Below are 26,027 nucleotides of genomic sequence, written 5' to 3'. Positions count from 1 at the left end.
GGGGTCAGCGCGGCCTCGGTTCGCGGGCTGCGCCCCACAACCAGATTGCCGCCAGCAGGACCAGCGAGCCGACGAACGCCGCGACGACATCGCGCAGCGAAATGACGATGCTGCCCATGCCTGGAAACAACCCGAACAGGTTGAACAAGACGCCACCGATGAGGGCGCCGACGCATCCCAATCCGATGTTGGTGAGGAGCCCGAAACCGGCTCGGCGGCGCTTCACCAGGATTCCGGCAAGGCCGCCACCAATCAAGCCGACGACGAGCCAAGTCCCTGCATGTGCCAGTGTGAACATTCTTCACTCCGTCGGTCTGCCGTCACCCCTCAGCTGGAGCATCACGGCCAGCAGCAAGATCATGAGAACACATTGCCGAGCGAAGCGAGACCGCCAGTTGCTACACGGAAGCAGCCAGATCAGGGGTCTTGCTCGCAGAGCCACACGAATCGCACGCTTGCAGGTTACATCGATTTCGTTGCCATGAGCTGAACTCTGCACATCGGATGAGTTCGCAACCCACTCGCAAACTGGCGCAGGCCGGCGTCCATGACAAGGTGATGCGGCCCCTGCTTGCTTTGAATTGGCCATTCCGCTTCGGACGTCGCGTACTTCCTCCCGAAATGACAGTCATTCGAATCTAATCGTCTCGAACACGCACGGCTCATGCGAACGCTTCGCACGCGAAGGGCTACGTAGTTCCCCCGAGTTCATATGATCCGCGGAATCAAGAAGAATGCGTTTCCCGCAGAGCGTGTAAGGATGAATGCATGTGCATCGCATGCAACTGGGCAAGATTCCGTGGTTTGCTCCAGCTTGATTTTGGCTCCGTCAACGAGGCCGAGCCGTCACGACGCAGGCTCCTGCAGGCAGGCGCGGCGTTCGCCGCAGCCGGCGTTGCTTCGGTGTCCGCTCCGACGAACGCCGAGGCGCGAACCGGCGGCGGCAAGGCCGACATCGTGTTTCGCAACGGCCCGGTCTACACCGTGAACGGCGGCCGGGAATGGGCCCGCGCGGTCGCCGTCAAGCAAAAGCACATCGTCTATGTCGGCGATGACGCGGGCGTCCGGTCCTTCATCGGCCCGAAGACCCGCGTCGTCGATCTCGCCGGCAGGATGCTGCTGCCCGGCTTCGTGGAAGGACACATCCATCCGATAGCGGGCGCTGTCGTGACTCGGGGTGTCGATCTTCAGTACGACACAAGGGAGGAGATGCTCGACGCCCTGAAGGCCTATCGCGCCAAGCTGGGCCAGGCCGGCATCGTCCGCGGCTTCGGCTGGCGCTATAACGCTTTTCCGCCGACCGGCCCTCGCAAGGAGGATCTCGATCAGATCTGGCCGGACACGCCCGTCTTTCTCGTCGGGATCGATGGCCATTCCGCCTGGGTCAATTCCAAGACGCTGGCGATTGCCAAGGTGACCAAGGCGACCAAGGATCCGTTGCCCGGCTACAGCTACTTCGAGCGGGACCCGGCCTCGGGAGAGCCGACCGGCTATCTGGTCGAGCCACCGGCGATGTTTCCGGTCCTCAACGCGATCTCGCCGTTCACGACCGGCTATATTGCGGACTCGCTCGCACAGTGGCTGCCGAAGGCGTCGGCGGCCGGCATCACCAGCGTGTTCGATGCCGGACTGCTCGTTCTGCCCGAGGAGACAGGCTACGAACTCTATCAGGATCTGGAGCGCAAAGGAAAACTGCCGTTCCGTGTGGTCGGATCGACCTACCACAACAATCCGGCGATCGACCCCGTGCCGATCGCGATGGCCCTGCGTCGACGCTTCAATTCCGAACTGGTGCAGGCGCCCGTTCTCAAGCTCAACATCGACGGCGGCGAAGCCCAACGGACCGCCGCATTGCTGGCCCCCTATAGCGACGATCCGAGCACGAGCGGCGAGACGCTGGTCCCGCCGGAGCAGTTCAAGGACATCGTCCGCCGCGCCGACAGGGCGGGCCTCAATATTCACATCCATTCCTACGGTGATCGCGCCAACCGCCTGTCGCTGGACGCGTTCGAAGCCGCGATCAAGGCCAATCCGCCGCGCGATCGCCGGCACACGCTGGCGCATCTCATATTTGTTTCACCTGACGATCTGCCGCGCTTCGCCAAGCTCGGCGTCACCGCGCAGTTCTCCGCCCAATGGTCGGTGGCGGATGCCTATTGGCAGGGCGTGATGCGGCCGCGCGTCGGCGCGCGCGCCGAGCAGGCGTTTCGCACCGGCTCGATCCTGCGTCACGGCGCCAACATCTCGCTCGGCACCGATTGGCCGGCCGCCGGCTATTACAGCACCTACAAGCCGCTGGATGCGATCGAGATCGCGACCACGCGGCGGGAGTTGAACAAGCCGGATCAGCCGGCTTTGGTGCCGCTCGACGAGCGGATCAGCCTCGAAGAGGCGATCCGCGCCGCCACCATGGGCCCGGCCTATCAGCTCGGGCTCGACCAGAAGGTCGGTTCGATCGAGGTCGGCAAGCTCGCCGATCTGATCGTGCTTGAAAGAAACCTGTTCGAAGTCGCCCCGCACGACATCCACAACACAAAGGTGCTGATGACCGTCATGAACGGTCAGGTCAGGCACGAACAGCGAAGCTGACTCCGGCGACGTCTCGGACCGACACCTTCAGGACCACATCGACATACTCAGACCGATTCCCGGACATGCGGAGGCGTATATGATCAACAGAAGAATGCTCATCAAAGGCGCGGGAGCGGCGTTGGTCGCGTCCGAACTCGGTTTGCCGGCCGCGCGGGCCGAGTCTGCCGATCCGCTCTGCTACGCGTCGGTCGCCGATCTCATCGCCATGTTCCGGGCCCGCAAGGCGTCGCCGGTCGATCTCTTGAAGGCGCAGATCAAGCGGATCGAAGCCTACAACACGAAGGTCAATTGCATCACCTACGAGCATTTCGATCAGGCGCTCAAGGAGGCCAAGCTGTCCGAGGACCGCTATCGGCGCGGCAACCAGAGGCCGCTCGAAGGGATCACGGTAGCCATCAAGGACGAATTCTCCAGGCCGGGCTGGCGGACCACACAGGGCTCGCTCATCTACAAGGACTCGCCGCCGGCAACGGAAAACTCGGCCATCACCGACTTGCTCGAGGCAGCCGGCGCCGTCATGCCGTTCCAGACGACCGTGCCGGAATTCTACCTCTTCCTCGGCGCGTCCACCCGCGCCTGGGGCACGACACGCAATCCATGGAATCTCGAATACTCTCCGGGCGGGTCGTCGGCGGGATCGGGCGCGGCGCTGGCCGCAGGCTTCACGACGCTCGCCATGGGCTCGGACATGGGCGGCTCGATCCGAATTCCCGCCTCGCAATGTGGTCTCTATGGCTTCAGGCCGCCGTTCGGACGCGTGGCCGGTGGGGAAATCCCGTTCGCGACCTCGGGCCCGATGGCGCGGCGCTTCGACGACCTCGTCCGCCTCCAGAACGCGATCGTCGGTCCGTCCGAGCGGATGATGGCCGCGATGCGCCCTCGCCTCGACTATCCCACCCGTTATCCGCGCCTTTCCGGGTGGCGCATCGCCGTGGATTGGGGCGCCGGCATTGCGGACGTCATACCGTCCGTGAAGGCTGCGATGCTGAGAGGCATCGAGGCTCTGCGCGCCGCGGGTTGCACGGTGGACGAAGTCGATTGCGGCTTCACGAAGGCCCACAAGATGGTCTTCATCCGCGGGCTGATGTCGACGTCCATCGGCACTGCGATCGAGATCTCGAATGCGCATCGCGATCAGCTCTCGCCCTACATGACCGAAATGCTCGACCAGGTCGGCCCGGTCGGACCGCGCCAGGCCGAAGAAGCCGAAGAGCTGCTGCAGCGGCTGCACCGCCAGGTCCAGCAGCGCGTGTTCGGCAAGGGGTACCGCATCCTGCTCATGCCGACCATGGCAACGCCTCTTGTCGGGGCCGACATGTTCAAGAGCAAGGAAAACAAGGTGGACCCGTGGGTAGGCACCGGTCTGGGCTTGGCGCTGACGTGGCACTGGAATCTGCTCAACCGCTATCCGGTCGTCGATGTCCCGCTCGGCTTGGTCGAGGACCGCATGCCCTCGGGCATGCAGGTGATCGGCCAGACCTACACCGATCTCGACACGTTCCAGTTCGCGTCCAACTGGTCTCGTCTCCGGCGGTCCCTGTTCGCGGGCGAGCGTTTTCCGACCTTCACGTGATGCAGCGGGGCCACACGGTGCGGGCGCGAGACAGTGGCTGCAAGAGCGGCGCTTCGACAGCGAGGTCGACAAGGACGCCGAGAGCCTTCCGACACGTGGTTCTGTTGCTCCTGATCTCGGCACTCTGCCATGACTCCGGCGCCCTGGCACAGCAGGCCAAGACGCCGTCGCTCGAAGATCTGGCCAAGGCGGCGCAGAACCCGATCGCGGACACGATCAGCGTCGGCCTTGAGAATATCGCTATGCCGAATACGGGCCCGTACCGGCAGACGGCCGACGTCTTCAAGATCGAGCCGGTCATCCCGTTCCAGCTCAATGCCGACTGGAATCTGGTGACGCGCACGACCATTCCCGGCATCGCCCAGATCCGCTTTTCCCCCGAGCAAGGCCGGATCGGCGGGGTCGGCGACATCAACCAGATCTTCGCGCTCACCCCGTCCCATTCGGGCGCCCTCATCTGGGGTGTCGGCCCGACCTTTTCCTATCCGTCGGCGACCGATCCCGCCCTCGGTTCGGGAAAATGGAGCGCAGGTCCGACCATTGTCGCGCTGACCATGCCGGGTCCATGGGTGCTGGGGGTGCTCGCCAGCAACATCTGGTCGTTTGCAGGTCCGAGCGACCGCGCGCCGGTGAACCAGATGATGCTGCAGTACTTCGTGACCTACAACTTCTCCGACGGATCCTACATCAGCTCGAGTCCCATCATCACGGCGAACTGGCTCGCGAAGGGCAATGATCGCTGGGTCGTCCCGATCGGCGTCGGCGTGGGCAAGCTCTTCATGGTCGACAAGCAGCCGATCAATGCCGAGGTGGGCGCGTACTACAATCTGCTGAAACCGGACCAGGCATCGCATTGGCAGTTTCGGGCCAGCCTGGCTTTCCTGTTTCCAAAATGACGCTGCTTGGAACGAGCGGCCTCCGTGGCCGTGAGCAGCAATCCGGTCTGCAATCCTGTCTGAAGGCATTCGATTTGAATTTTCACCATCAGCAAGCATCCAGAGCATCAGTCTGCGTGCGTACGCTCGACGCCTTTGAGGCCGATTTGATCGCGGTCAATCCTGGCGGCCGCGGAGGAACGTAGTTTAGCGTTCGATCAGGGAAGGATGCGGCTCACGCGGAACGCGGGCTTTTCGGAGCAGGACAATGTGCATCGCATGCGGCTCAGCCATCGGTTCGCTGTTCGCGGCGTCGAAGCCGGAGGGCGGCGGACTGACCCGTCGCCAGATGGTTGCAACAACGGCTGCCGCCGCAGCATTCGCGGCCGCGGGCTCGGCTCCGGCTTTTGCCGCCCCCAATCGCACGACCGTGTTTCGCGGCGGGCGCGTCTACACGGTGGAAGACTCGCAGCCCTGGGCGGCGGCCGTCGTCGTCAAGGGCGACAAGATCGTCTATGTCGGCGACGATGCCGGAGCGATGAAGTTTGCCGGACGGGGGGCTGAGGTCATCGACCTCAAGGGCCGCATGCTGATGCCGGGCTTCGTCGAGGCGCATTGGCATCTTTGCACTCTGGCATTTGCCCGCGGCGCCTGGGTCAACGAGGAAGATCCTGAGCGCATCTCCGAGATCCTGCGCGATTACGCCAAGACGCATTCCGACGAGAAGTTCATTCTCGGCTTCGGATGGATCGCGGGCGCGTTTCCCGCCTCGGGTCCCCGCAAGGAACCGCTGGACGCGATCTTCCCCGACCGGCCGGTCCTGCTCGTCAGTTGCGATCTGCACAGCTACTGGGTCAATTCCAAGCTGCTGGAGATGGCCGGCATCACGAGGGACACCCCACGCGACGTCGTGCCCGGCTCCTCCTGGTACGAAAAGGATCCCAATGGCGAGCCGACTGGCTTCATTTCGGAAGTACCCGCGCTGTTCGCGGTACTGAAGACGCTCGAAAAGCACGGCATCGAACCGTTCGGCCTCAAGTCGGCCGCCGCGGCCATCGAGGAATGGCAGCCCAAGCTCGCAGCCGCCGGCATCACCACCCTCTTCGATGCCGGCTTCAGCGCCTGGCCGACCGAGCAGCATCACGGTTTCGACATGCTGGTCGACCTCGAGAGCCGCGGCAAGCTGCTGCAACGCGTGATCGGCAGCCTCTATCACAACGACCCCAACGTCGATCCGCTGCCGATCATTCGGGCCTATCGGAAGCGCTATCGCACTCCGCTGGTCAAGGCCGAGGTGCTCAAGCTGATCGTCGATGGCACCGAGCTGAGCCGCACCGCCTATCTGCTGGATCCCTATGCCGGAAGGCAGGATTGGCGCGGCGAACCATTGTTGCCATCGCCCGTGTTGAATCGAATCCTGCGCGAAGCCCATGCGGAGGGAATCGATACGCACCTTCACGCCGTCGGCGACGCCGCAGTTCGCATGAGCCTGGATGGATACGAAGCCGCGTTCGGCAGGCAGGGCCCCGGCAACCGCCGCCATACCATCTGCCACGCGTTCCTCACCGCGCCCTCGGACATTGCGCGCTTCAGAAAGCTCGGCCTGATTGCGAACACCCAGATCCAGTGGGGCGTGCCGGATACGAGCCAGCGCCGCATCCGCGAGATCTACGGCGAAGAGCGCTGGAGCCGCATGTACAGCTTCAAGACGTTCATCGACCAAGGCGTCACGGTGTCGTTCGGAATGGATGCCCTGGCGACCGGCTCCAAGGTCGTGGTCAAGCCGCTCGAGGCGGTGCAGGCCGGCCATACGCGCCAGGAGCCCGGCAAGCCCGACGGCCTGGTCCATCCGCCCGCTGCCGAACGCCTGAGCCTGCCGCAGCTCATCCGAGGCTACACAATCAACGGAGCTTACCAGATGCGCATGGAGGATAAGATCGGCTCCATCAAGGTCGGGAAGCTGGCCGATCTGATCGTGCTGGAGAAGAACCTGTTCGATGTCGGGCCGCACGAGATCGGCAAGGTGAACGTTCAGTTGACGATGATGAACGGCCGGATCACGCATCGCGACAGACTCTGAACGGGAATGAGGACGGTGCACGAGATGGCGAATGCGCGGACTGAACAGAATCTTGCGCCGGCGGATTCGCCGATGTCGAAACGTAATCGCTGGCTGATCCTCCTGACCGTCTCCAGCGCGCTGGCGCTCGTCGTCATCGACATGACGGTGCTCTATACCGCGCTGCCCAGCCTGACCCATGAGCTCGGAGCAACCGCCTCGGAGAAATTGTGGATCGTCATGGCCTACGGGCTCGTCGTCGCCGGCCTGCTTCCAGGCTTCGGCTCGCTCGGCGATCGCGTCGGGCACAAGAGGACATTCGTCGCCGGCCTCATCGTCTTCGGACTGGCCTCGGTCGTCGCCGCCTATTCGCCGACCGCCACGATCCTGGTTGGCGGACGCGTCCTGCTCGCGATCGGCGCCGCTCTGATGATGCCGGCGACGCTGTCGATCATTCGCATCACCTTCTCCGATGACCACGAACGGGCGCTCGCCATCGCGATCTGGGGAGCCGTTGCGTCCAGCGGGGCGGCAGTCGGCCCCTTGGTCGGCGGTGTCCTGCTGGAATATTTCTGGTGGGGCTCGGTCTTTCTGATCAACGTGCCGCTCGTCGTCCTGGCGCTGGTCGCCGGCCTGCTGCTGATTCCTGCACCGGCCGATCGTGCTGAGCGCGACTGGGACCTCCTCGGTTCAGTGCAGGTGATGGCCGGGCTGATCGGCTTCGCCTACGTCGTCGAGGAGCTCGGCAGTCGCCAGTCTTCCTATGTCGTCCTTGCCGGCACGGCTGTCGCGACGGTCATCATGTTGACGGTGTTCGTACGCCGTCAATTGCGTCTCGAGGATCCTTTGCTCGACTTCACCCTGTTCCGAAACGTCGAGTTCACGCTCAGCGTGATCACCGCGATCGTGGCTTCGCTTGCCATTGCGGGGACGGAGCTCGCGATCAGCCAGCGCCTGCAACTCGTCCTCGGCTACTCGCCGCTGCAGGCGGCATTGTACATCCTGCCGGCCCCGCTCGGTGCATTCATCGGCGGGCCGCTCGCGAGCCTCATGCTCCGTCGCGTGGGAGCCGCCACCACGATGTCCGGCGCGCTGTTGATCGCCGGCATCGGCGCGGCCGGTTACCTGCTCTGCTACAACGCCAATCTGGCCCTGCAATTGGTCTGCATCGCGATCAACGGGCTCGGGCTCGGAGCATCCATTGCCGCCGCCTCCAACTCCGTGATGAATCACGCGCCTGAAGGCCGCGAAGGCATGGCCGCGTCGATCGAGGAGGTGTCGTTCGAGCTCGGCGGCACGATCGGCATCAGCATTTTCGGCAGCATCCTGTCCGGAGTCTATACGGCGTTCATGGTTCTGCCCGACGGCCTCGGCATTCCCGCCGTTGCGCGCGATAGCATCGACGAGGCGCTGATCGCCGCCGAGCGGCTGCCAACCGAACTCGCTGCCATCGTCACCTCGCACGCTCACCGCGCCTTCGATCAGGCGTTCCTGACGGTCGTCTGCGTTGCGATGGTCGTCCTGCTCGGCACCGCCTTCCTGGTCCGGCCCCGAGCAGAGCGAACGACATCGAAAGAGGCTCGTCAGCATGTCCATTAGACAGACGACGGCAATCATGTGCCGTCGTCCGTGGTGGAGACCAACATGCTCGCCAACGCAATGTCACCGTCCGTCACGTAGTGATTGACCCGCTCAGGGAGGCTCTGACCAGCTTTGTACAGCTCCACGATCTCGATCGATCGTGTCCTGATCAGTTCGGCCATGATGTAGTCCCGCTCGGCGTTGACATCCGGGTCGGTGGCGTGCGTGACCTGAAACGTCAATCGAGTGAACGATAGGCCGGTGTCCTTCGTGCCGGCTCCGACCCACAGAGCGGATTCATCGACCGCCGGCCGATCGGCGTTGGACCAGAAATCGCCTGCATTCCAGGTTTGCTCTGCGTGTGCCAGGCCAACAGCCCAGAACCTGACGTGATGGCGCTGTCGCGGGCTGTTGCCGATGGCTTTCTGAAAGCCGATATCCTGGCCGCGTCCGAACAGATAGAGCGTGCTGAACGGAGCGGTGGGGTAAGGCGTATCGAGGACGAAGGCGCGGATCATGGCCCAAGAGCTCGTCAGGCCCAATCGGTCCGCTTCAGACCACCCCACCGCAGCAAAGCTTGCGCGAAGCTGTTGGAGCGTCCCGACCAGGGCGAGATTGACGGGGTCGCCGGGCAATCCATCACCCGTGATCGTGTAGCTGGGCACTCGCCGCTTCTGAAGAATCCTGAGACTCAACCGGATCACGCGTGGCAGAACGACATAGGCCGCGAACGCGTAGCTGACGCCGACTGCGACAATCCAGGGCAGCCTGCGGTTCGCGGTCTCGAACACCACGAAGACGATCAGCCAGACCGTGAAGATCCCCAGCCCGGCGACCAGCACGCGTTGCATGAGGCGTATGAGCAGTCGCACTGGATCGGTCCGGCGAAAGGAAGTGAACAGCAGTCGGTGTTTTCGGGAAGGTGTCCGATCTTCATCGCGATGGCAACACCGCACCTGGACGCATGAAACCGCCCGGTCGGCGGCGTTTCGACCAGCTCGTCTGCGTTGCTCGACATCCGCAGTCCAACGCAATCGGACTGCGCGGGGCTTACGCCGACAGCCGCTCGGCGTTGGCCGCGACATAATCCCGATAGAGATCGACGACCGCCGCCGGGCTGGCGCCGGCCATCAGCTTCGCCGTCGCCTCCAGGGCTGCGGCGAGCTTTTCGCTGACCATCAGCTCCGCCTCCTCGCCCGCATCGGCTTCGCCGCGCGCGAACTTTTCCAGCCGGAGCCGGATGACCTCGCCGGCTTCCATGGCCAGCATCGCGGCCGCGAACCAGGGGAACTCCGCCTCGGCGGTTGCCGTCATGGACGGCCGCATCTGCAAGGACATTAGCGTTTTGCTCATCGTCATCGTCCGAGAACATCGGCGGACGTGCGAGGAATACGCTTCAACTTTTAATGATGCGGACGCACAATCATCGCCGATTTCGAGTCGGCTCGAACCACCCGTTAACCACCTGGGCCCTGCTTCTCTCATCCGTCATTGCGAGGAGCGAAGCGGCGAAGCAATCCAGAGTCATGCGCGCGACTCTGGATTGATTCGCTTCGCTCGCAATGACGGGAGAGAGATCTTGCCCGCCATCACGAAGGCGCGAAAATCTTGGGCTTCCTCTTCGTCCTCGCGGTCGGCCTCGTGGCCGGTACCTTGTCCGGCATCGTCGGCACCGGCTCGTCGATCATGCTGATGCCGGTGCTGGCCTACGAGTACGGCCCGAAGGAGGCCGTGCCGATCATGGCGGTCGCTGCGGTCATGGCGAACCTGTCGCGCATCCTGGCGTGGTGGCGCGAGGTCGACTGGCGCGCCTGCGCGGCCTATTCGGTCACCGGCATTCCGGCCGCCGCACTCGGCGCGCGCACCTTGCTGATCCTGCCGTCGCAGGCGGTCGATATCACGATCGGGCTGTTCCTGATGGCGATGGTGCCGGTACGGCATTGGCTGACGCGGCACGACCTCAAGGCCAACCTCTGGCATCTCGCGCTCGGCGGCGCGATCATCGGTTTCCTCACCGGCATCGTGGTCTCGACCGGACCGCTGAGCGTGCCGCTGTTCCTGTTCTACGGGCTGTCGAAGGGCGCGTTCCTCGCCACCGAGGCCGCGAGCTCGCTCGGGCTCTACGTCTCGAAATCCATCACCTTCCAGCGTTTCGGCGCGCTGACGCCGGACATTCTGCTCAAGGGCCTGATCGCCGGCGGCTCGCTGATGGCTGGCGCCTTCGTCGCCAAGCGCTTCGTGCTGCACATGAAGCCCGATGTGTTCCGCGTGGTGATGGATGGCATCATGCTGGCCGCGGGCCTAAGTATGTTATGGAACGCCACCCACTCCTGACCGCACCGATTCTCACCTCATGGCCAAGACCACGCTCTCCTTCGTCTGCCAGAACTGCGGCGCGGCCTATTCGCGCTGGCAGGGCAAGTGCGAGGCCTGCGGCGAGTGGAACACGCTGGCCGAGGAAGACACGACGGGCGCGACCTCCGCGCCGGTCTCGCTGCGCTCCAAGCGCAAGGGCCGCACCTTCCAGTTGGAATCGCTGACCGGCAAGACCATCGACGCGCCGCGGCTGTCGTCGGGCATGACCGAGCTCGACCGCGTCACCGGCGGCGGCTTCGTCCGCGGCTCGGTGCTCTTGGTCGGCGGCGATCCCGGCATCGGCAAATCGACGTTGCTGACCCAGGCGACCTCGATGCTGGCGCGCGCCGGCCATCGCGCGGTCTACATTTCCGGCGAGGAAGCTGTCGCCCAGGTGCGGCTGCGCGCCGAGCGCCTCGGGCTTGCGGATGCGCCGGTACAACTGGCGGCTGAGACGTCGGTGGAGGACATCATCGCGACCCTGTCCGAAGGCGGCGTGCCGCGACTGATCGTGATCGATTCGATCCAGACGATGTGGACCGACACCGTCGAATCGGCGCCGGGCACGGTGACGCAAGTGCGCGCCTCGGCGCAGAAGCTGATCAGGTTCGCCAAGAAATCCGGCGCCGCGATCATCCTGGTCGGCCACGTCACCAAGGACGGCCAGATCGCCGGGCCCCGCGTCGTCGAGCACATGGTCGACGCGGTGCTGTCGTTCGAGGGCGAGGGCTCGCAGCAGTTCCGCATCCTGCGCGCGGTCAAGAACCGGTTCGGCCCGACCGACGAGATCGGCGTGTTCGAAATGACCGGATTGGGTCTGCGCGAGGTCACCAACCCCTCCGAGCTGTTCCTGTCCGAGCGCGATCTCGGCAGCCCCGGCACGGCGGTCTTTGCCGGGATCGAGGGCACGCGCCCCGTGCTGGTCGAAATCCAGGCCCTGGTGGCGCCGACCTCCCTCGGCACGCCGCGCCGCGCCGTGGTCGGCTGGGATCCGAGCCGGCTGTCGATGGTGCTGGCCGTGCTGGAGGCGCATTGCGGCGTCAAGCTGTCGGGCCACGACGTCTATCTCAACGTCGCCGGCGGCCTGCGCATCAACGAGCCTGCGGCGGATCTCGCCGCGGCCGCGGCTCTGGTCTCCTCGCTGGTCAACGCTCCGCTGCCGCCCGATGCGGTCTATTTCGGCGAAATCTCGCTGTCGGGCGCGGTCCGACCGGTGGCGCAGACCTCGGCTCGGCTGAAGGAGGCTGCCAAGCTCGGCTTCGGCCGCGTGGTACTGCCGGAGCGCGCCCGCGGCGAGGCCGGCGGCGACGCCGGGCTCAGCCTCAATACCGTCGGCGGATTGACCAGCCTGGTGGCCGACATCGCCGCGCGCGGCACGCCTCGTGCCCGACACGACAGCAGCCGCGAAGACGGCGACCAGGGCCGCCGCAGCCCCAGCCATGCCGAAAAAAATGCCACACCGGCGAGATTCCGCCGCCAGGACGGCTAGCCGGACCGTGACGTTCGCGTGACTCGCCGCTATACAACGCCGCAACCGGTCGCCCACACGGGATCGTGCAGCCGTCCGGACTTGCCGGGGAACCTCGCTGTCCTCCTCCCGGAGGGGCGGTCCTCCGTCGACTCGAAGCGAACCTTGGACCTGTGAAGCGGACCTGAGCAGCCGATGCCGATAACGATCCTCGATCTCATCCTGCTCGGCGTGATGCTGGTGTCGGGGCTGCTCGCGATGGTCCGGGGCTTCATGCGCGAGGTGCTGTCGATCGCGGCCTGGGGCGCGGCCGCCCTGGTCACGCTTTATTCATTCTCCAAGCTGCTGCCGACCGCCAAGACCTATTTCAACAACGATACCGTCGCGAGCGTGGTCGTCGTCGCCGGTACTTTCGTGGGCACCCTGCTGATCGTCTCGGTGATCACGGTCAAAATCTCCGACATGATTCTCGATTCGCGCATCGGCGCGCTCGACCGCACCCTCGGATTCCTGTTCGGACTGGGCCGCGGCCTGCTGATCGTGGTCGTCGCCTTCCTGTTCTTCAGCTGGCTGGTGCCGGACAAGCAGCGCCCGGACTGGGTCACCGGTGCCAAATCCCGTGTGGTCCTGCAGGGAACCGGGGATTGGCTGATGTCGCTCTTGCCTGATGATCCTGAGAACACCATTTTAAAGAAATTCAAGAAGAACAAGCCGGACGACGACCAGACTGACACCGAGTCGCCCGGAGCGGGCGGCGATGGGTATAGCAAGCCTGCCCGCGACAGCTTGAAGAAGCTGATCGAGAAACCCGCGGCCAAGTGAGCTCAGCCCAGAAGAGAGGCGCGATGGACCTGCACCACGATTCTTCCGGCGAAGCCCAAGCGGATACTCACGCGGATCTGGACTTCGGACCTCAAGCCTACCTCAGAGACCCAGACCTTGACGGAGACACGCTGCGCGAAGAGTGCGGCGTGTTCGGCATTTATGGGCACAATGATGCCGCCGCGATCACCGCGCTCGGCCTGCACGCGCTCCAGCATCGCGGCCAGGAAGCCGCCGGCATCGTCTCCTATGACGGCACGCGCTTCCACAGCGAGCGCCGCCTGGGCCTCGTCGGCGACACCTTCTCCCGCCGCGAGGTGATCGAGCGCCTGCCCGGCAATGCCGCGATCGGTCACGTGCGCTACGCGACCACCGGCGCCACGATCCTGCGCAACGTGCAGCCGCTGTTCGCCGAGCTCAATGCCGGCGGCTTCGCTGTCGGCCACAACGGCAACCTCACCAACGGGCTCACGCTCCGCCGCGAGCTGGTGCGCGCCGGCGCCATCATGCAGTCGACCACCGACACCGAGGTGATCCTGCATCTGGTCGCGCATTCCCGCCGCACCAATTTCATCGACCGCTTCATCGAGGCGCTGCGCGCGCTCGAAGGCGCCTACTCGCTGGTCTGCATGACCAACAAGAAGCTGATCGGCGCCCGCGATCCCCTCGGCATCCGCCCGCTGGTGTATGGCGAGCTCGAGGGCTGCCCGATCCTGGCCTCGGAGACCTGCGCGCTCGACATGATCGGCGCGCGCTACATCCGCGACATCGAGCCGGGCGAGGTCGTGATCTTCGATGAAAACGGCGCCCACAGCCACAAGCCGTTCCCGCCGAAGCCGGCGCGTCCCTGCGTCTTCGAATACATCTACTTCGCCCGGCCCGACTCAGTGGTCGGCGGCCGCTCGGTCTACGAGGTCCGCAAGGCATTCGGCGCGCAGCTCGCGCGCGAGAGCCATCCCGACGTCGACGTCGTCGTGCCGGTGCCCGATTCCGGCGTGCCGGCGGCGATCGGCTACAGCCAGCATTCGGGCGTGCCGTTCGAGCTCGGCATCATCCGCAATCACTATGTCGGCCGCACCTTCATCCAGCCGACGCAGGCGATCCGCGAATCCGGCGTGCGCATGAAGCACTCGGCCAACCGCGCCGCGATCGAAGGCAAGCGCATCATCCTGATCGACGACTCGCTGGTGCGCGGCACCACTTCGCGCAAGATCGTGCGCATGATGCGCGACGCCGGCGCCACGGAGGTGCATTTCCGCCTCGCCTCACCGCCGATCCTCTACCCCGACTATTACGGCATCGACCTGCCGGACCGCGGCGGCCTGCTGGCGGCGACGCATTCGCTCGAGGAGATGCGCGAGCTGATCGGCGCCGACTCGCTGGCGTTCCTGTCGATCGACGGCATGTACCGCGCCATGGGCGAGCCGGCCCGCGACCCCGCCGCGCCGAAATACGCCGACCACTGCTTCACCGGCAGCTATCCGACCCACCTCACCGACCAGTCGCTGGTCGAGCCGACCCAGCAGCAATTGTCGCTCCTGGCGGAGGCGAGCTGAGGCTCTTTCCACATGGTGTCATTCCGGGGTGATGCGCAGCATCGAACCCGGAATCTCGAAATTGTTTTGTGCGCCTGACCTCTAGATTCCGGGTTCGAGGCCTAACGGCCTCGCCCCGGAATGACGGCGTTCGATCGGCCGTCGTCCCGGCACATGCCGGAGGCCCTGACCACCGGCCGTCGTTTGTCGGGCAGGACTAGCCACAGCCACCCAACTCCATCATAACCGCCGCGGAATATGGATCCCGGCGTTCGCCGGGACGACGGCTGAGAGATGATCGTGATGACCCTTCCCCTCGCCAATCGTATTGCCCTCGTCACCGGCGCCTCGCGCGGCATCGGCCATGCGACCGCCCGCGCGCTCGCGCGCGCCGGTGCGCATGTCGTCGCCGTCGCCCGCACCCAGGGCGGGCTGGAGGAGCTCGACGACGAGATCCGGAAAGAGACCGGCAGCGGCGCCACCCTGGTGCCGCTCAGCATGACCGACAGCGACGGCATCGCCCGGCTCGGCGCCGCGCTGCATGAGCGCCATGGCAAGCTCGACATCCTCGTCGGCAATGCCGCCGTGCCCGGCCCCTCCTCACCGCTCGGCCATATCGACCTCAAGCCGTGGAACGACGTCGTCGCGGTCAACCTCACCGCCAACTTCCAGCTGATCCGCTGCATGGAGCCGCTGCTGAAGGCCTCCGACGCCGGCCGCGCGGTGTTCCTCACCTCAGGCGCCGCTCACAAGGCGCAGGCCTATCTCGGCCCCTACGCCGTCACCAAGGCGGCGCTGGAAACGCTGGCTCGGGTGTGGGCGCACGAGACCGAGCGCACGCCGCTGCGCGTCAACCTGTTCAGCCCGGGCCCGATCCGCACCCGCATGCGCGCCACGGTGTTCCCAGGTGAAGACCCGATGACGCTCGAGACACCCGAGCAGGTCGCCGAATTCATCGTGCCGATGTGCCTGCCGTCCTGGACAGAGACCGGCAAGCTCTACGAGTACAAGACCCGCGCGCTGAAGAGCTTTCAGCCACCGGCGTAGACTATCGCGTCGACGGCACCAGGTCGGTCGCAGGCTCCATTCCTACGTCGCACTGTCACCCGCCGCGACCTCCACGAGATCAATGGCGCGCTCCGGGCAAGCCACCACGCACAGGCCGCAGGCAAGGCAGAGATAGCTCTTCGGCGTGTAGGCCGTCTTCATGCCGTGAAAGCGCACACGCATCCTGCCGAGGAAGGACAGCGCGCGGAAATCGTCGTTGCTGATCGGCGCAACGTCGAACACGTTGTAGGGGCACACCTCGACGCAGTCGCCCTTGGCCTCGCATCGGTTGCGGTCGACGACCGGCACGAAGCTGCCCGGCTCGGCCTTGCAGCCGGCGCCCGGACGTTTCGGATGCTGCGCGGCCTTGCGCACCTTGGCAGCCTTGGTGCGCTTCGAGAGCGGTGGTGTCGGCTCGGTCTGGTCGGTCACGTGTCGGCTCCATGGGCGGATGAATCAGGCTTCGGCGGTCAGCATCAGCGTGGTGCCGGCGGGATCGCGCAGCACGTACTGATCGCCCCGCACGATCACCTCGTCGTGGCCGCGCAGCGCGGCGTCGAGGCGCGCGCGGGTGTCGAAGCGGATCGAGAAGCCGCGCAGCCGCGCCACGCCTGCGGGTGCTGGCGGCGCATCGATCCCCTGCCAGACGTTCAGTGCGATACGGTGGGTGTAGGCGCCGCCGGCGCCGAGATCGGCAAACCCCAGCTGTGGCGCGAATGCGCCGGGCAGGAAGCCAAGCCGCGTGTAGAACGTGCGCGCAGCCTCGATGCGCGGGACGTGCAGATGCAGATGGCCGATCCGCGCGGCGTCGGCGAGCGGCGCCGACAGCGGCGGTCCTTTCGCCTGCGCCAGCTCATGGCGCACGTCGAGCGGGCTCCTGCCACTGCAGGGCCGGCCTTCGGCATCGAACACGGTGAAATCGGTCTCGAACGTGCCGTAGCCGCCGAACCGCTCCGGCGTCTCCAGCGTGAACTCGATGCCGAGCCCGTCAGGATCGTTGAGATAGATCGCCTTGGACATCACGTGATCGACCGGCGAGATCGGCGTGCGGCTGGCGATCAGCCGGCGCAGCATCCGCGAGAATTCCGCCTGGTCGGGCACATGGATGGCGAGATGATAGAGGCCGGAGAAGCCGCGCAGCGCCGGGCGTTTCGCACCGGGATGCAGCACCACGAGCGTCTCGCCCGCCGTGCCGAGCTCGGCCGCGCCGTTGCGCTTGCACAGGCGCAGACCTGCGGTCTCGCACCAGAAATCGATCGCGCGCTCGAGATGCGTGACCTCCAGATGCACCGGCCCGAAGGTCGCGATCTCGCTGGATGCGCCGGTTCGCGGCAAGGTCAGATGGTCCATGTGCGATCTCCGATTGGTCCGTCGTTGCGGCCGCGCCCGATGCGGCGGGGCCACGTTAGACGGCCGACGCGTCCTGATCGCCGGGCGCCCCGTTGAGGCTCGCATTCTCCGGGGTGAATGATCCGGGCCGGACAGCGCCGCTCCGCCCGCGGCCGGCGCCTATCTCGGTCCGGCAGGATCTGCCGCGGCGGGTTTGGCGGCTGCCGACTTGCCCGCAGCCGCCTTCGCCACAGCCGGCGCCTGGCGATCGCGCACCGCCATCAGCTCCTTACGCAGCTTCTCCTGCTGCTCGACCGACAACACCGGACGCTGGTCGTCATGCGGCACGTCGTTGACGGGGAGATAGTTGTAGGTGTTGTGGAACTGCGTGGTGGCGTCGGGCGGCGGCGTGGACGACGTCGCGCAGCCGCCGAGCAGCAATGGTATCAGCAGCACGGCGCGCGCAGCGGAGCTCACGACAGACCTGCAGATTCGCCAGATCATCGCGCGGCCGCCGCCATCGTGCGCGCCGGGATCTGCGCCGTGATGCCGTGCTCGTTGGACTGCAGCCCCGGCAGGCTCTTCACCCAGGGATAGCCCCGCCGTCCCATGTCGTGGCCGCGATCGAACAGCGCGGTCATGTAGGTGCGGTCGAACGGACCGTCGGCCTTGGCCTGGAAATCGGCCGGCACGCTGGCGAGGTTGAAGTCGATGCCGTTGAACTTCGCCACCGAGTAGATGCGGTAGATATCGCCGATGCCCTGGTTCTTGATCAGGGTCGACAGCGAGCGTTGCGTCACCGAGAGCACGTCGGCGCCGACGCTGTCCCATTGCGGATCGATGCGGGCGTTGCGGATGACGTAGAGATGCGCGCCGCTCACGCTCCGGCGCGGGCCGCGGCCGGAGACGAGGCGCAGCACCGACGGACCGATGAACACCTGCCGCGTCACGCCGCCGTCGACATGGAGCTCGTCGTAGTCCTTGTCGCCGATCCGCACCTTGATGCGAACCGGAGCGAAGGCGCCCGGCACGGTCGCGGACGCCAGCAGCACCTGGCGGAACAGCGCGATCGCCTCGGGCGTATCGGCGGCGGCGATGCGGCCCATGTCCCACAGCACCGGACGCTGCGCATCGAGATTGGTGGTGCCGACCAGAAGCACCCGGCCCTTGCTGCTCTCGCGCGCGACGTCGCGCAGGAACTCGCGATCGACATACTTCTCGATCAGCCGCGACAGCGGCGTGTTGTCGGCCAGCGCCGAGCCCTGCAGCAGGCCGGGAATGTTGACCGTGAAGATGTCCTTGCGCTCATAGGCGGTGAAGATCTCGCGCAGCTTGTCATCGTGCTCGCGGCCCAGGAAGACGAACGGCGCGATCAGCGCGCCCGAGCTGACGCCCGTCACCATGTCGAACGACGGCCGGTTGCCGGCCTCGCCCCAGCCGGCCAGCAGCCCGGCGCCGAACGCGCCGTTCTCGGCGCCACCGGAGATCGCGAGGAAATTCAGCGGACGCGAGATCGGGAGTTCGGCCGACGCGCGTGACATCGCGGCCTCGGCAAAGCGCGGCGCCGGCTCGTCACCCCAGTAGCGGACGTTGCGGAAGCCGACCGGGTCGGCGCTGACAGCCGCCGCCTCCGGCAACGCGTTGCGTGGCATGACGGCTGCGCACGCCGCCAGCAGCAGCGACGCGGCGCACGCGAGCAGGACACGCGGGACAAGCACGCGGAAGGAGGCGGCGGACTTCATCGCGACGCTTGCTGCTCCACGCTTGCGATCTCCGGCGACGGCTGCGGCGCGTCCGGCCTGGCTTCCTCGGCGCCCTTGTCGGTCCAGCCCGGCGGCAGACCCAGACCGGCACCGACGAAGCCCTTCAGGCCGGGGAAACGTCCGTACTGCTCACATGCGGCATATTTGGGAGCGGCGCCGAGCTTGGCCGGCACGCTCGACACCGAAGGCAGCGAGGCCAGCGACGGGACGCCTGAGAACGGCGACTCGCCGGTCGACACCAGCTTCGCGAAGTCGGCGCCGAACTCGGAAGCGAGGTCGTAGGCGTCGCCGTCATTGGCCATGCGGGCAGTCGAGACCGAGTTGGCGCCGCGCGCCCACACCATTGCGGCCTTCTGGAACCCTGCGAAGTCGCGCGCCTCGGCCTCGACGGACAGCGTGCCGAGCCCGACGGGCAGTCGGGGCACCGGCACCGGGACGCCCGGCAGCGCAACGCTCTTGGCGATGGACGCCGCCTGCGAGGCGGCCGAGGCGGTCGCGTTGGTCGCCGTGGCATGGGTGACGGTCGCCTTGACCGTCAGATCGGCCTCCTCGCGGGGGCCGACGATCTGGAATCGCTCGCTCAGCCGCAGGCACATTTCCCGGCTGATGACGTTGGCCACCAGCTTGCGCTCGCTCTCGTCGAGGGCGATGTCGGGACGCGGCGGAAACGCGGTCGGCTCGATCCGGATCGTCTTGGCCTCGAGCAGCTCCTTCTTGTTGGCCTTGATCTGCGCGCGCGTCACCAGGCCGTTGGCGTCGGCGAGATGATCGTAGTTCTTGAGCGAGCCGGCCCGCTCGAGCGGGGCGGTGGCGCAGCCGGCCGTTGCCAGCGCCAGGGAAACCAGGGTCATCGACTTCAGCGGAGCGAGACGCATCGAAACGGCCAGACCCATTGATAGACAACTCACTCTAATTAAGTCTCACAAGCCGTAGCGCTTGTCCAACTAAACTAGATCAAATTCTCTAGATTAGAGCGGCGAGAAATATTATTTTATATTACAAGCAGTTGGCGGAAACGACGAATGTGGCGAGAGTTGGCCCGGCAGGACACGCGATGAGAAAGGTCGATCCGGTCAAGCACGAGCAGAAGCGCCGGGAGATTCTCCAGGCCGCCCTGTCGTGCTTCGTCAGGAACGGATTTCACGGCGCCAGCACCACCGACATCTGCGCCGCCGCCAAGATCAGCCCGGGCCACCTCTACCATTACTTCCCCAGCAAGGAGGCGATGATCCAGGCGCTGGTCGAGCAGAATCTGAGCCACGCTGCATCGCGCCTCCAGGCAATCCTGGCCTCGCCCGACGTGATCGACGCCCTGGTGCAGGAGCTCGAGAGCACCAGCATTCACCAGCCGCAGGCCCAGGTCCTCAGCGCCGAGGCTTTGGCTGAGGCCTGCCGCAATGCCGACTTTGCAGCCATCGTCCACGCCCATGCGCGCGCGATGCGGGCGCTGCTGGTCGACTTCCTCACCAAGGCACAGGGCCGCGGCGAGGTCGATCCCGGCCTCGATCCGGAGGCGACCGCGAACATCCTGTTCGTGATCGTCGACGGCGCACGCGCGCTGCCGATCCGCAATCCGAACGTCGATATCAAGCAGAGCAGTGAGCATCTGCGGCTCATGCTGACGCGCTTTCTGCGGCCGCCCACGTTGCGGACGCCGCCGAAAAAGAAAGCGGTGGAGCAGGCGCCGGTCTGAGCCTGCCGATCGGCGTCCCCCGCGCGATTGACACTCCGCCATGCCCGCGATTGACTGCGCTCATAAGCGGATGACCGCAGCACATATCGGGGAGGACGGCATGACGCGAGCACGACGCGGACGCGCGACAAGGCCTGCCCTGGTCATTCTGCTGTTCGCCGTTGCGGCCGGCAACGTCCTCTTCTCTCGCAGCACCAGCGCCGCAGCAGAGGTGCCCGCGTTCGCCGTCGAGCCGTCCTGGCCGAAGCAGCTCCCCAACAACTGGATCCTCGGCCAGGTCGGCGGCATCACGGTTGATCACCAGGGCCACATCTGGGTCATTCACCGGCCGCGCTCGCTGACCGACGACGAGAAAGGCGCCACGCTCAATCCGCCGCGATCGAAATGCTGCATGCCGGCGCCGCCGGTGCTCGAATTCGATACCGACGGCAATCTCTTGCGCGCCTGGGGCGGCCCGGGCCCGGGCTATGAATGGGTCGGCCGCGAGCATGGCATCGAGGTCGACGAACGCGGCTTCGTCTGGATCGGCGGCAATGCCGACAATGACAACGCCATCCTGAAGTTCACGCTCGATGGCAAGTTCGTCGCTCAGATCGGAACGATGGCGCCGAGCAAGGGCTCCAACGACACCACCCAGCTCGGCAAGCCCGCGGAGACAGCGATCGACAAGGAGGCGAACGAGATCTACGTCGCCGACGGCTACGGCAACCGCCGCGTCATCGTGTTCGATGCCACCACCCTCGCCTACAAGCGGCATTGGGGCGCCTATGGCCATGTCCCTGACGATGCCAAGCAGCCACCGTATGATCCCAAGGCACCGGTCGCCCAGCAGTTCGGCAATCCCGTGCACTGCGTGAAGATCGCCGACGATGGTCTCGTCTATGTCTGCGACCGCATCAACGACCGCATCCAGGTGTTCAGGAAGGACGGGACATTCGTGACCGAATGGTTCTTCGAAAAGAACACGCTCGGCAATGGCGCGGTGTGGGACATCGCGATCTGGCCGGATCCGAAGCAGACCTACCTGCTGTCTGCCGATGGCGAGAACAACGAGATCCGCATCATCAGGCGGGATGACGGCAGCGTGGTTGGCAGCTTCGGCCACAATGGCCGCAATGCCGGCCAATTCCATTGGGTGCACGCGATGGCTGTCGACCGGCAGGGCAACGTTTATACCGCCGAGGTCGACACCGGTAAGCGCATCCAGAAATTCCGGCTGACCTCGGACGCCCTGCGTTAACGCTCAAGCGAAACGCACAAACCTTGGGCGCGTCTCGCGCCTTTTGGCGCATTGCCGCAACTCACAAGACCGGCTATCCAGGGAAACCGACGGCAAAGGGCGCCCAAGAAGCCCCGCCGTGACACGACACCAGGGAGGACTTTGATGACGACGTCTCATGCGCGGCGGATGGCTGCGCTGCTTGCCGCCACCACGCTCAGCTTTGCCGGCTCCGCCTTCGCCGACGACAAGGTCGTCAAGATCGGCGTGCTCAACGACATGTCCAGCCTCTACGCCGACATCGGCGGTCCCAACTCGGTCGCAGCCGTCAACATGGCGGTCGAGGATTCCGGCCTGAAGGCCAAGGGCTGGACCATCGAGGTCATCAGCGGCGACCACCAGAACAAGCCCGACGTCGGGGTCAATATCGGCCGGCAGTGGATCGACACGCAGAAGGTCGACGTGATCATGGACACGCCGAACTCGGGCGTGGCGCTGGCCGTCTCCAACCTGGTCAAGGAAAAGAACTCGATCCTGTTGAACTCCGGTGCCGCCACGGCGGACCTGACTGGCAAAGCGTGCAACGCAAACACCATCTCCTTCACCTACGACACCTACATGCTCGCGAACGGCACCGGCAAGGCGCTGACCAAGGCCGGCGGCGACACCTGGTTCTTCCTGACCGCCGACTATGCCTTCGGTCACGCGCTGGAGCGCGACACCTCGGCCGTGGTGACCAGCAGCGGCGGCAAGGTGCTGGGCTCGGTGAAGCACCCGCTCAACACCGCCGACTTCTCGTCCTTCCTGCTGCAGGCGCAGTCGTCGAAGGCAAAGGTCATCGGGCTTGCCAATGCCGGCGGCGACACCACCAACTCGATCAAGCAGGCCTCGGAATTCGGCATCGTCCAGGGCGGCCAGAAGCTCGCCGCACTCCTGCTGTTCGTCAACGACGTGCATGCGCTGGGGCTGAAGGTGGCGCAGGGCCTGACCTTCACCGAGTCGTTCTACTGGGATCTGAACGACCAGACCCGCGAATGGTCCAAGCGTTTCCAGAAGCTGTCGCCGAAGGGCACGATGCCGTCGATGACGGTGGCGGGCAACTACGCCGGCACGCTGCATTACCTCAAGACGCTGGAAGCGCTCGGCGGCAATCCGCATGACGGCGCCAAGGTCGTGGCCAAGATGAAGGAGATCCCGACCGACGATCCGCTGTTCGGCAAGGGCCCGCTGCGCGCCGACGGACGCCGCCTGATCCCGGCCTATCTGTTCGAGGTCAAGAAGCCCGAAGAGTCCAAATACCCGTGGGACTACTACAAGCTGATCGCCAAGATCGCGCCTGAGGATGCCGCCAAGCCGCTCGAGGCCAGCGACTGTCCGCTGGTGAAGAAGTAAGCCGATAGCTCCGATGCGGGATGCGGTGGATTAGCATCGCGTCCCGCCAGTGCCGCTGCGCAGACGATGCGACATTCGCTGCGCAGAATCACGTCATCGTCAGCGCAGCAGGCTCGCGAGGCGGCCGATGCCTTCCTCGATCACGGCCTCCTCGGGCAGCGAATAAGACAGGCGGATCGTGTTGGTGCCGCTGCCGTCGTGGAAGAAAGCTGCCCCGGGAACGAACGCCACCTGGGCCTGATTCATGGCCCGGTCGAGCAAGGCGGCACCGGACACGCCGTCCGGCAAGGTGAGCCAGACGAAGAACCCGCCGTCGGGCCGCGTCCACCTCGCTTCTGACGGCATCTGTGCCTCGAGTGCCCTCAGCATCGCATCGCGCTTGAGCCGATAATGCGCGCGCGCCCGTGCAATCAGCCCGGCATGCCCTCCGTCTTTCACGAGCCTGTGCATCACGATCTGATTGATCGCTGACACGTTGAGGTCGCTCGCCTGCTTGATGAGGACGAGACGGCTGATGATGGCGCGCGAGGCACAAACCCAGCCGATGCGCAGGCCCGGCGCGACCGTCTTCGAGAACGTTCCGAGATGGATGACGCGGGAAGCATCGAGCGAGCCGCGGCGACGGACGTCCAACGACTGCAGCGACGGCATCTCGTCGCCGTCGAAACGCAAGGCAGAATAGGCGCTGTCCTCCAACACCGGCACGTCCAGCTCGCCGGCGAGATCCAGGACTTCGGCGCGCGCCGAACGCGACAGCGTCTCACCGGTCGGATTGGCAAAGTCCGGCACGACATAGACGAACTTCACGCGCGCCCCCGCAGCTTCTTTCGCGGCTTCGTCCGCGTAGGAGGCCGGGGTGCGGTTCGCAGCGCGTGGACCGATCGAATCGTAACGCGGCTCGTAGGCCGAAAAGGCCTGCAGCGCGCCAAGATAGGTGGGAACGGTGACGAGCGCCGTATCCGCGGGCGTGAGCAGCAGCTTGCCGAGAAAATCGAGCGCCTGTTGCGATCCCGCGGTGACGAGGATGTTGTCTGGCGAGGCCGCTATGCCCTGAGCGGTCATGTGCTCGGCGATCCACTGGCGAAGCGGACCGTAGCCCTCGCTGACGGCATATTGCAGAGCAGCGGAAGCCACGTTGGGCGATGCCAGCGCATCGGCATAGACCTGCGCCGCCGCTGCTGCAGGAAACAGCGCGGGATCGGGGATGCCGCCGGCGAACGAAATCATGCCGGGCCGCTCCAGCACCTTGAGCAGCTCGCGAATCTCCGATGCCTTCATGCGATCCGCGCGGCGCGCGTAGACGGGCTTCCAGCTCACCAATATTCCTCCCCTGATCCGGATATTTATGTCAGCATTATTGACCTATTATGAAGCGTGTGCAATCCCCGTCCGCGCGAGAGCGCGAGAGCTTCATCGGTGGGGTCAGCGGATGAGAACCTTCAGGCCGGCGCGCTAGTCTAGCTGTTCTTTGTCGAGGACAGCGTCCGCACCGCAATCAGGAGAGCGACGATCAGCAACGCCGACGCCAGCAGGAACGGCGCGCCGGGCAGATGCGCCGGCGCGGCCGCTCCGATGAAATAGGCAAAGGTCAGCGTGAACAGGAAGGGACCCGCGAGCTGGGCCACGCTCTGCACGCTCGACGTTGCGCCCTGTAGCTGGCCCTGCTTGTCCGGTGGGACGAGGCGGGTCATCAAAGCCTGCATGGCCGCGCCCGACACGCCCCATAGCGCCATCACGGGGATGCCGAGCCAGCTCAGCGGTCCCGTCGGCGCCACGCCGAAAATGAAGAAGCCGACCATGCCCGCCGACAGGCCGAGCATCAACGCGCCGCGCTCGCCGAACAGGCGGACGATCAGCCCGACCGCGCCGCCCTGCACGATCATCGCGCAGACGCCGACCATCGCCAATGTGAGGCCGACGGTGCGGGTGTCCCAGCCGTAGCGGTAGGTCGCATACAGCACGAAGGTCGACGGCAGCACGACATGGGCAAGCTGGGTGATGAAGTTCACGGTCGACAGCCCCGCCAGGATGCGGTCCGATGCCAGCAGCCGCAGCGCACCGAGCGGGTTCGCCGTCCGCCACCGGAATGGACTGCGCCGTTCCGGCTTCAGCGACTCCGGCAGCACCAGGAAGCCATAGAGCGCGTTGGCGAAGCTGAGCCCCGCAGCCGCCCAGAACGGCAGCCGCGGATCGATGTCACCCAACAGTCCGCCGGTGGCGGGACCGAGCACGAACCCCGCACCGAACGCTGCGCCGATGCGGCCGAAGATCGCGGCCCGCCGATCCGGCGGCGTCAGATCGGCGATGTAGGCAAAGGCGGTGGAGATGCTGGCCGAGGTGACGCCGGAGACCAGGCGCCCAACGAACAGCCAGGCGAGCGACGGCGCCAGCGCCATCAGCACGTAGTCGGCGGCGAGGCCGAAGTTCGACAGCAGGATCACCGGTCGTCGGCCGAAGCGATCGGACAGGCTGCCGAGCACCGGCGAGAACACGAACTGCATCAGCGCCCAGGCGGTGCCGAACAGGCCGAAGATGCGGGCCGCCCGCGCGGTGTCGTTGCCGACGAAGCTCTCGATCAGCTTCGGCAGGATCGGCATGATCAGCCCGAGCGCGAGCATGTCGAGCAGGATGGTGACGAAGATGAAGGCGACCGCGCCGCGGCGCGGGGCCGGCGCATTTTCGGTCGCGACGCTCGGCGGACTTGCTTCCATGGCCGGACCGCTT

General features: G+C 65.6%; 23 protein-coding genes. 13 read left to right on the top strand and 10 right to left on the bottom strand.

Going from position 1 to position 26,027, the window contains the following annotated elements:
* Window positions 1–4 precede the first annotated feature (4 nt).
* Window positions 5–298 carry a GlsB/YeaQ/YmgE family stress response membrane protein gene (locus ACQR03_RS04160; RefSeq protein WP_434840976.1) on the bottom strand — a complete coding sequence of 98 codons (294 nt, stop codon included), beginning with the start codon at window positions 296–298 and terminating at the stop codon, window positions 5–7.
* A 605-nt stretch (window positions 299–903) separates the two neighbouring features.
* Here ACQR03_RS04160 and ACQR03_RS04155 point away from each other — a divergent pair.
* The 5 genes from ACQR03_RS04155 to ACQR03_RS04135 all read left to right on the top strand — a co-directional run bounded on the left by ACQR03_RS04155 (window position 904) and on the right by ACQR03_RS04135 (window position 8,698).
* Window positions 904–2,589 (top strand): amidohydrolase, encoded by a 1,686-nt coding sequence (locus tag ACQR03_RS04155; RefSeq protein WP_315749936.1) that lies wholly within the window; start codon window positions 904–906, stop codon window positions 2,587–2,589.
* Between the two features lie 79 nt (window positions 2,590–2,668).
* Entirely contained in the window at window positions 2,669–4,165 is a 1,497-nt protein-coding gene (locus tag ACQR03_RS04150; protein WP_315749935.1) for an amidase, read from the top strand.
* Window positions 4,166–4,260: 95 nt separating this feature from the next.
* Window positions 4,261–5,061, top strand: coding sequence for a hypothetical protein (locus tag ACQR03_RS04145; protein WP_315749934.1), 801 nt, complete (start codon window positions 4,261–4,263; stop codon window positions 5,059–5,061).
* Window positions 5,062–5,308: 247 nt separating this feature from the next.
* A complete protein-coding gene (locus ACQR03_RS04140) occupies window positions 5,309–7,120 on the top strand; it encodes an amidohydrolase (protein WP_315749932.1) in 1,812 nt (603 codons plus the stop codon).
* Between the two features lie 72 nt (window positions 7,121–7,192).
* Window positions 7,193–8,698, top strand: coding sequence for an MFS transporter (locus ACQR03_RS04135; protein ID WP_315749931.1), 1,506 nt, complete (start codon window positions 7,193–7,195; stop codon window positions 8,696–8,698).
* A 14-nt stretch (window positions 8,699–8,712) separates the two neighbouring features.
* On the opposite strand, the gene ACQR03_RS04130 is transcribed toward ACQR03_RS04135, so the two are convergent.
* Window positions 8,713–9,531, bottom strand: a complete 819-nt coding sequence (locus ACQR03_RS04130; protein ID WP_315749930.1) for an LssY C-terminal domain-containing protein — start codon at window positions 9,529–9,531, stop codon at window positions 8,713–8,715.
* A gap of 199 nt (window positions 9,532–9,730) precedes the next feature.
* The gene (locus tag ACQR03_RS04125) at window positions 9,731–10,018 is read right to left on the bottom strand and encodes a hypothetical protein (RefSeq protein WP_409998620.1); all 288 of its coding nucleotides are present in this window, start codon (window positions 10,016–10,018) and stop codon (window positions 9,731–9,733) included.
* Window positions 10,019–10,288: 270 nt separating this feature from the next.
* On the opposite strand from ACQR03_RS04125, the gene ACQR03_RS04120 reads away from it, so the two are divergent.
* The 5 genes from ACQR03_RS04120 to ACQR03_RS04100 all read left to right on the top strand — a co-directional run bounded on the left by ACQR03_RS04120 (window position 10,289) and on the right by ACQR03_RS04100 (window position 15,907).
* Complete coding sequence (locus ACQR03_RS04120) at window positions 10,289–11,014, top strand: sulfite exporter TauE/SafE family protein (RefSeq protein WP_315712457.1); 726 nt, start codon at window positions 10,289–10,291, stop codon at window positions 11,012–11,014.
* Window positions 11,015–11,033: 19 nt separating this feature from the next.
* Window positions 11,034–12,524, top strand: coding sequence for a DNA repair protein RadA (gene radA / locus ACQR03_RS04115; RefSeq protein ID WP_315749927.1), 1,491 nt, complete (start codon window positions 11,034–11,036; stop codon window positions 12,522–12,524).
* A 174-nt stretch (window positions 12,525–12,698) separates the two neighbouring features.
* Complete coding sequence (locus ACQR03_RS04110) at window positions 12,699–13,325, top strand: CvpA family protein (RefSeq protein ID WP_315712460.1); 627 nt, start codon at window positions 12,699–12,701, stop codon at window positions 13,323–13,325.
* A 23-nt stretch (window positions 13,326–13,348) separates the two neighbouring features.
* The gene (gene purF / locus ACQR03_RS04105; RefSeq protein ID WP_315712462.1) at window positions 13,349–14,881 is read left to right on the top strand and encodes an amidophosphoribosyltransferase; all 1,533 of its coding nucleotides are present in this window, start codon (window positions 13,349–13,351) and stop codon (window positions 14,879–14,881) included.
* Window positions 14,882–15,163: 282 nt separating this feature from the next.
* A complete protein-coding gene (locus tag ACQR03_RS04100; protein ID WP_315750040.1) occupies window positions 15,164–15,907 on the top strand; it encodes an SDR family NAD(P)-dependent oxidoreductase in 744 nt (247 codons plus the stop codon).
* A 42-nt stretch (window positions 15,908–15,949) separates the two neighbouring features.
* On the opposite strand, the gene ACQR03_RS04095 is transcribed toward ACQR03_RS04100, so the two are convergent.
* The 5 genes from ACQR03_RS04095 to ACQR03_RS04075 all read right to left on the bottom strand — a co-directional run bounded on the left by ACQR03_RS04095 (window position 15,950) and on the right by ACQR03_RS04075 (window position 19,892).
* Entirely contained in the window at window positions 15,950–16,339 is a 390-nt protein-coding gene (locus ACQR03_RS04095) for a 4Fe-4S binding protein (RefSeq protein ID WP_316192653.1), read from the bottom strand.
* A gap of 24 nt (window positions 16,340–16,363) precedes the next feature.
* On the bottom strand, window positions 16,364–17,257 hold the full coding sequence (locus tag ACQR03_RS04090; protein WP_316192654.1) for a VOC family protein: 894 nt from the start codon (window positions 17,255–17,257) through the stop codon (window positions 16,364–16,366).
* Between the two features lie 159 nt (window positions 17,258–17,416).
* A complete protein-coding gene (locus tag ACQR03_RS04085) occupies window positions 17,417–17,713 on the bottom strand; it encodes a hypothetical protein (protein ID WP_315749924.1) in 297 nt (98 codons plus the stop codon).
* 23 nt (window positions 17,714–17,736) lie between these two features.
* Window positions 17,737–18,978, bottom strand: a complete 1,242-nt coding sequence (locus tag ACQR03_RS04080; RefSeq protein WP_315712470.1) for a patatin-like phospholipase family protein — start codon at window positions 18,976–18,978, stop codon at window positions 17,737–17,739.
* On the bottom strand, window positions 18,975–19,892 hold the full coding sequence (locus ACQR03_RS04075; protein ID WP_434840975.1) for a DUF3313 family protein: 918 nt from the start codon (window positions 19,890–19,892) through the stop codon (window positions 18,975–18,977). The genes ACQR03_RS04080 and ACQR03_RS04075 overlap by 4 nt, the downstream gene beginning before the upstream one ends.
* Before the next feature lie 161 nt (window positions 19,893–20,053).
* Between ACQR03_RS04075 and ACQR03_RS04070 the strand changes: the two genes are divergently transcribed.
* The 3 genes from ACQR03_RS04070 to ACQR03_RS04060 all read left to right on the top strand — a co-directional run bounded on the left by ACQR03_RS04070 (window position 20,054) and on the right by ACQR03_RS04060 (window position 23,303).
* The gene (locus tag ACQR03_RS04070) at window positions 20,054–20,692 is read left to right on the top strand and encodes a TetR/AcrR family transcriptional regulator (RefSeq protein WP_315749921.1); all 639 of its coding nucleotides are present in this window, start codon (window positions 20,054–20,056) and stop codon (window positions 20,690–20,692) included.
* A 100-nt stretch (window positions 20,693–20,792) separates the two neighbouring features.
* Window positions 20,793–21,932, top strand: coding sequence for a hypothetical protein (locus ACQR03_RS04065; protein WP_315739364.1), 1,140 nt, complete (start codon window positions 20,793–20,795; stop codon window positions 21,930–21,932).
* A 144-nt stretch (window positions 21,933–22,076) separates the two neighbouring features.
* Window positions 22,077–23,303, top strand: a complete 1,227-nt coding sequence (locus ACQR03_RS04060) for an ABC transporter substrate-binding protein (protein WP_315712474.1) — start codon at window positions 22,077–22,079, stop codon at window positions 23,301–23,303.
* 99 nt (window positions 23,304–23,402) lie between these two features.
* On the opposite strand, the gene ACQR03_RS04055 is transcribed toward ACQR03_RS04060, so the two are convergent.
* The gene (locus ACQR03_RS04055) at window positions 23,403–24,623 is read right to left on the bottom strand and encodes a PLP-dependent aminotransferase family protein (protein ID WP_315749917.1); all 1,221 of its coding nucleotides are present in this window, start codon (window positions 24,621–24,623) and stop codon (window positions 23,403–23,405) included.
* Window positions 24,624–24,760: 137 nt separating this feature from the next.
* Window positions 24,761–26,014, bottom strand: coding sequence for a TCR/Tet family MFS transporter (locus ACQR03_RS04050; protein ID WP_315826770.1), 1,254 nt, complete (start codon window positions 26,012–26,014; stop codon window positions 24,761–24,763).
* Window positions 26,015–26,027 lie beyond the last annotated feature (13 nt).

The sequence above is a fragment of the Bradyrhizobium sp. HKCCYLS3070 genome (assembly GCF_051167575.1).
Lineage (GTDB): Bacteria > Pseudomonadota > Alphaproteobacteria > Rhizobiales > Xanthobacteraceae > Bradyrhizobium.
Note: the sequence above shows the minus strand (reverse complement) of the source record. Positions and strands in the feature narration are given on the sequence as shown.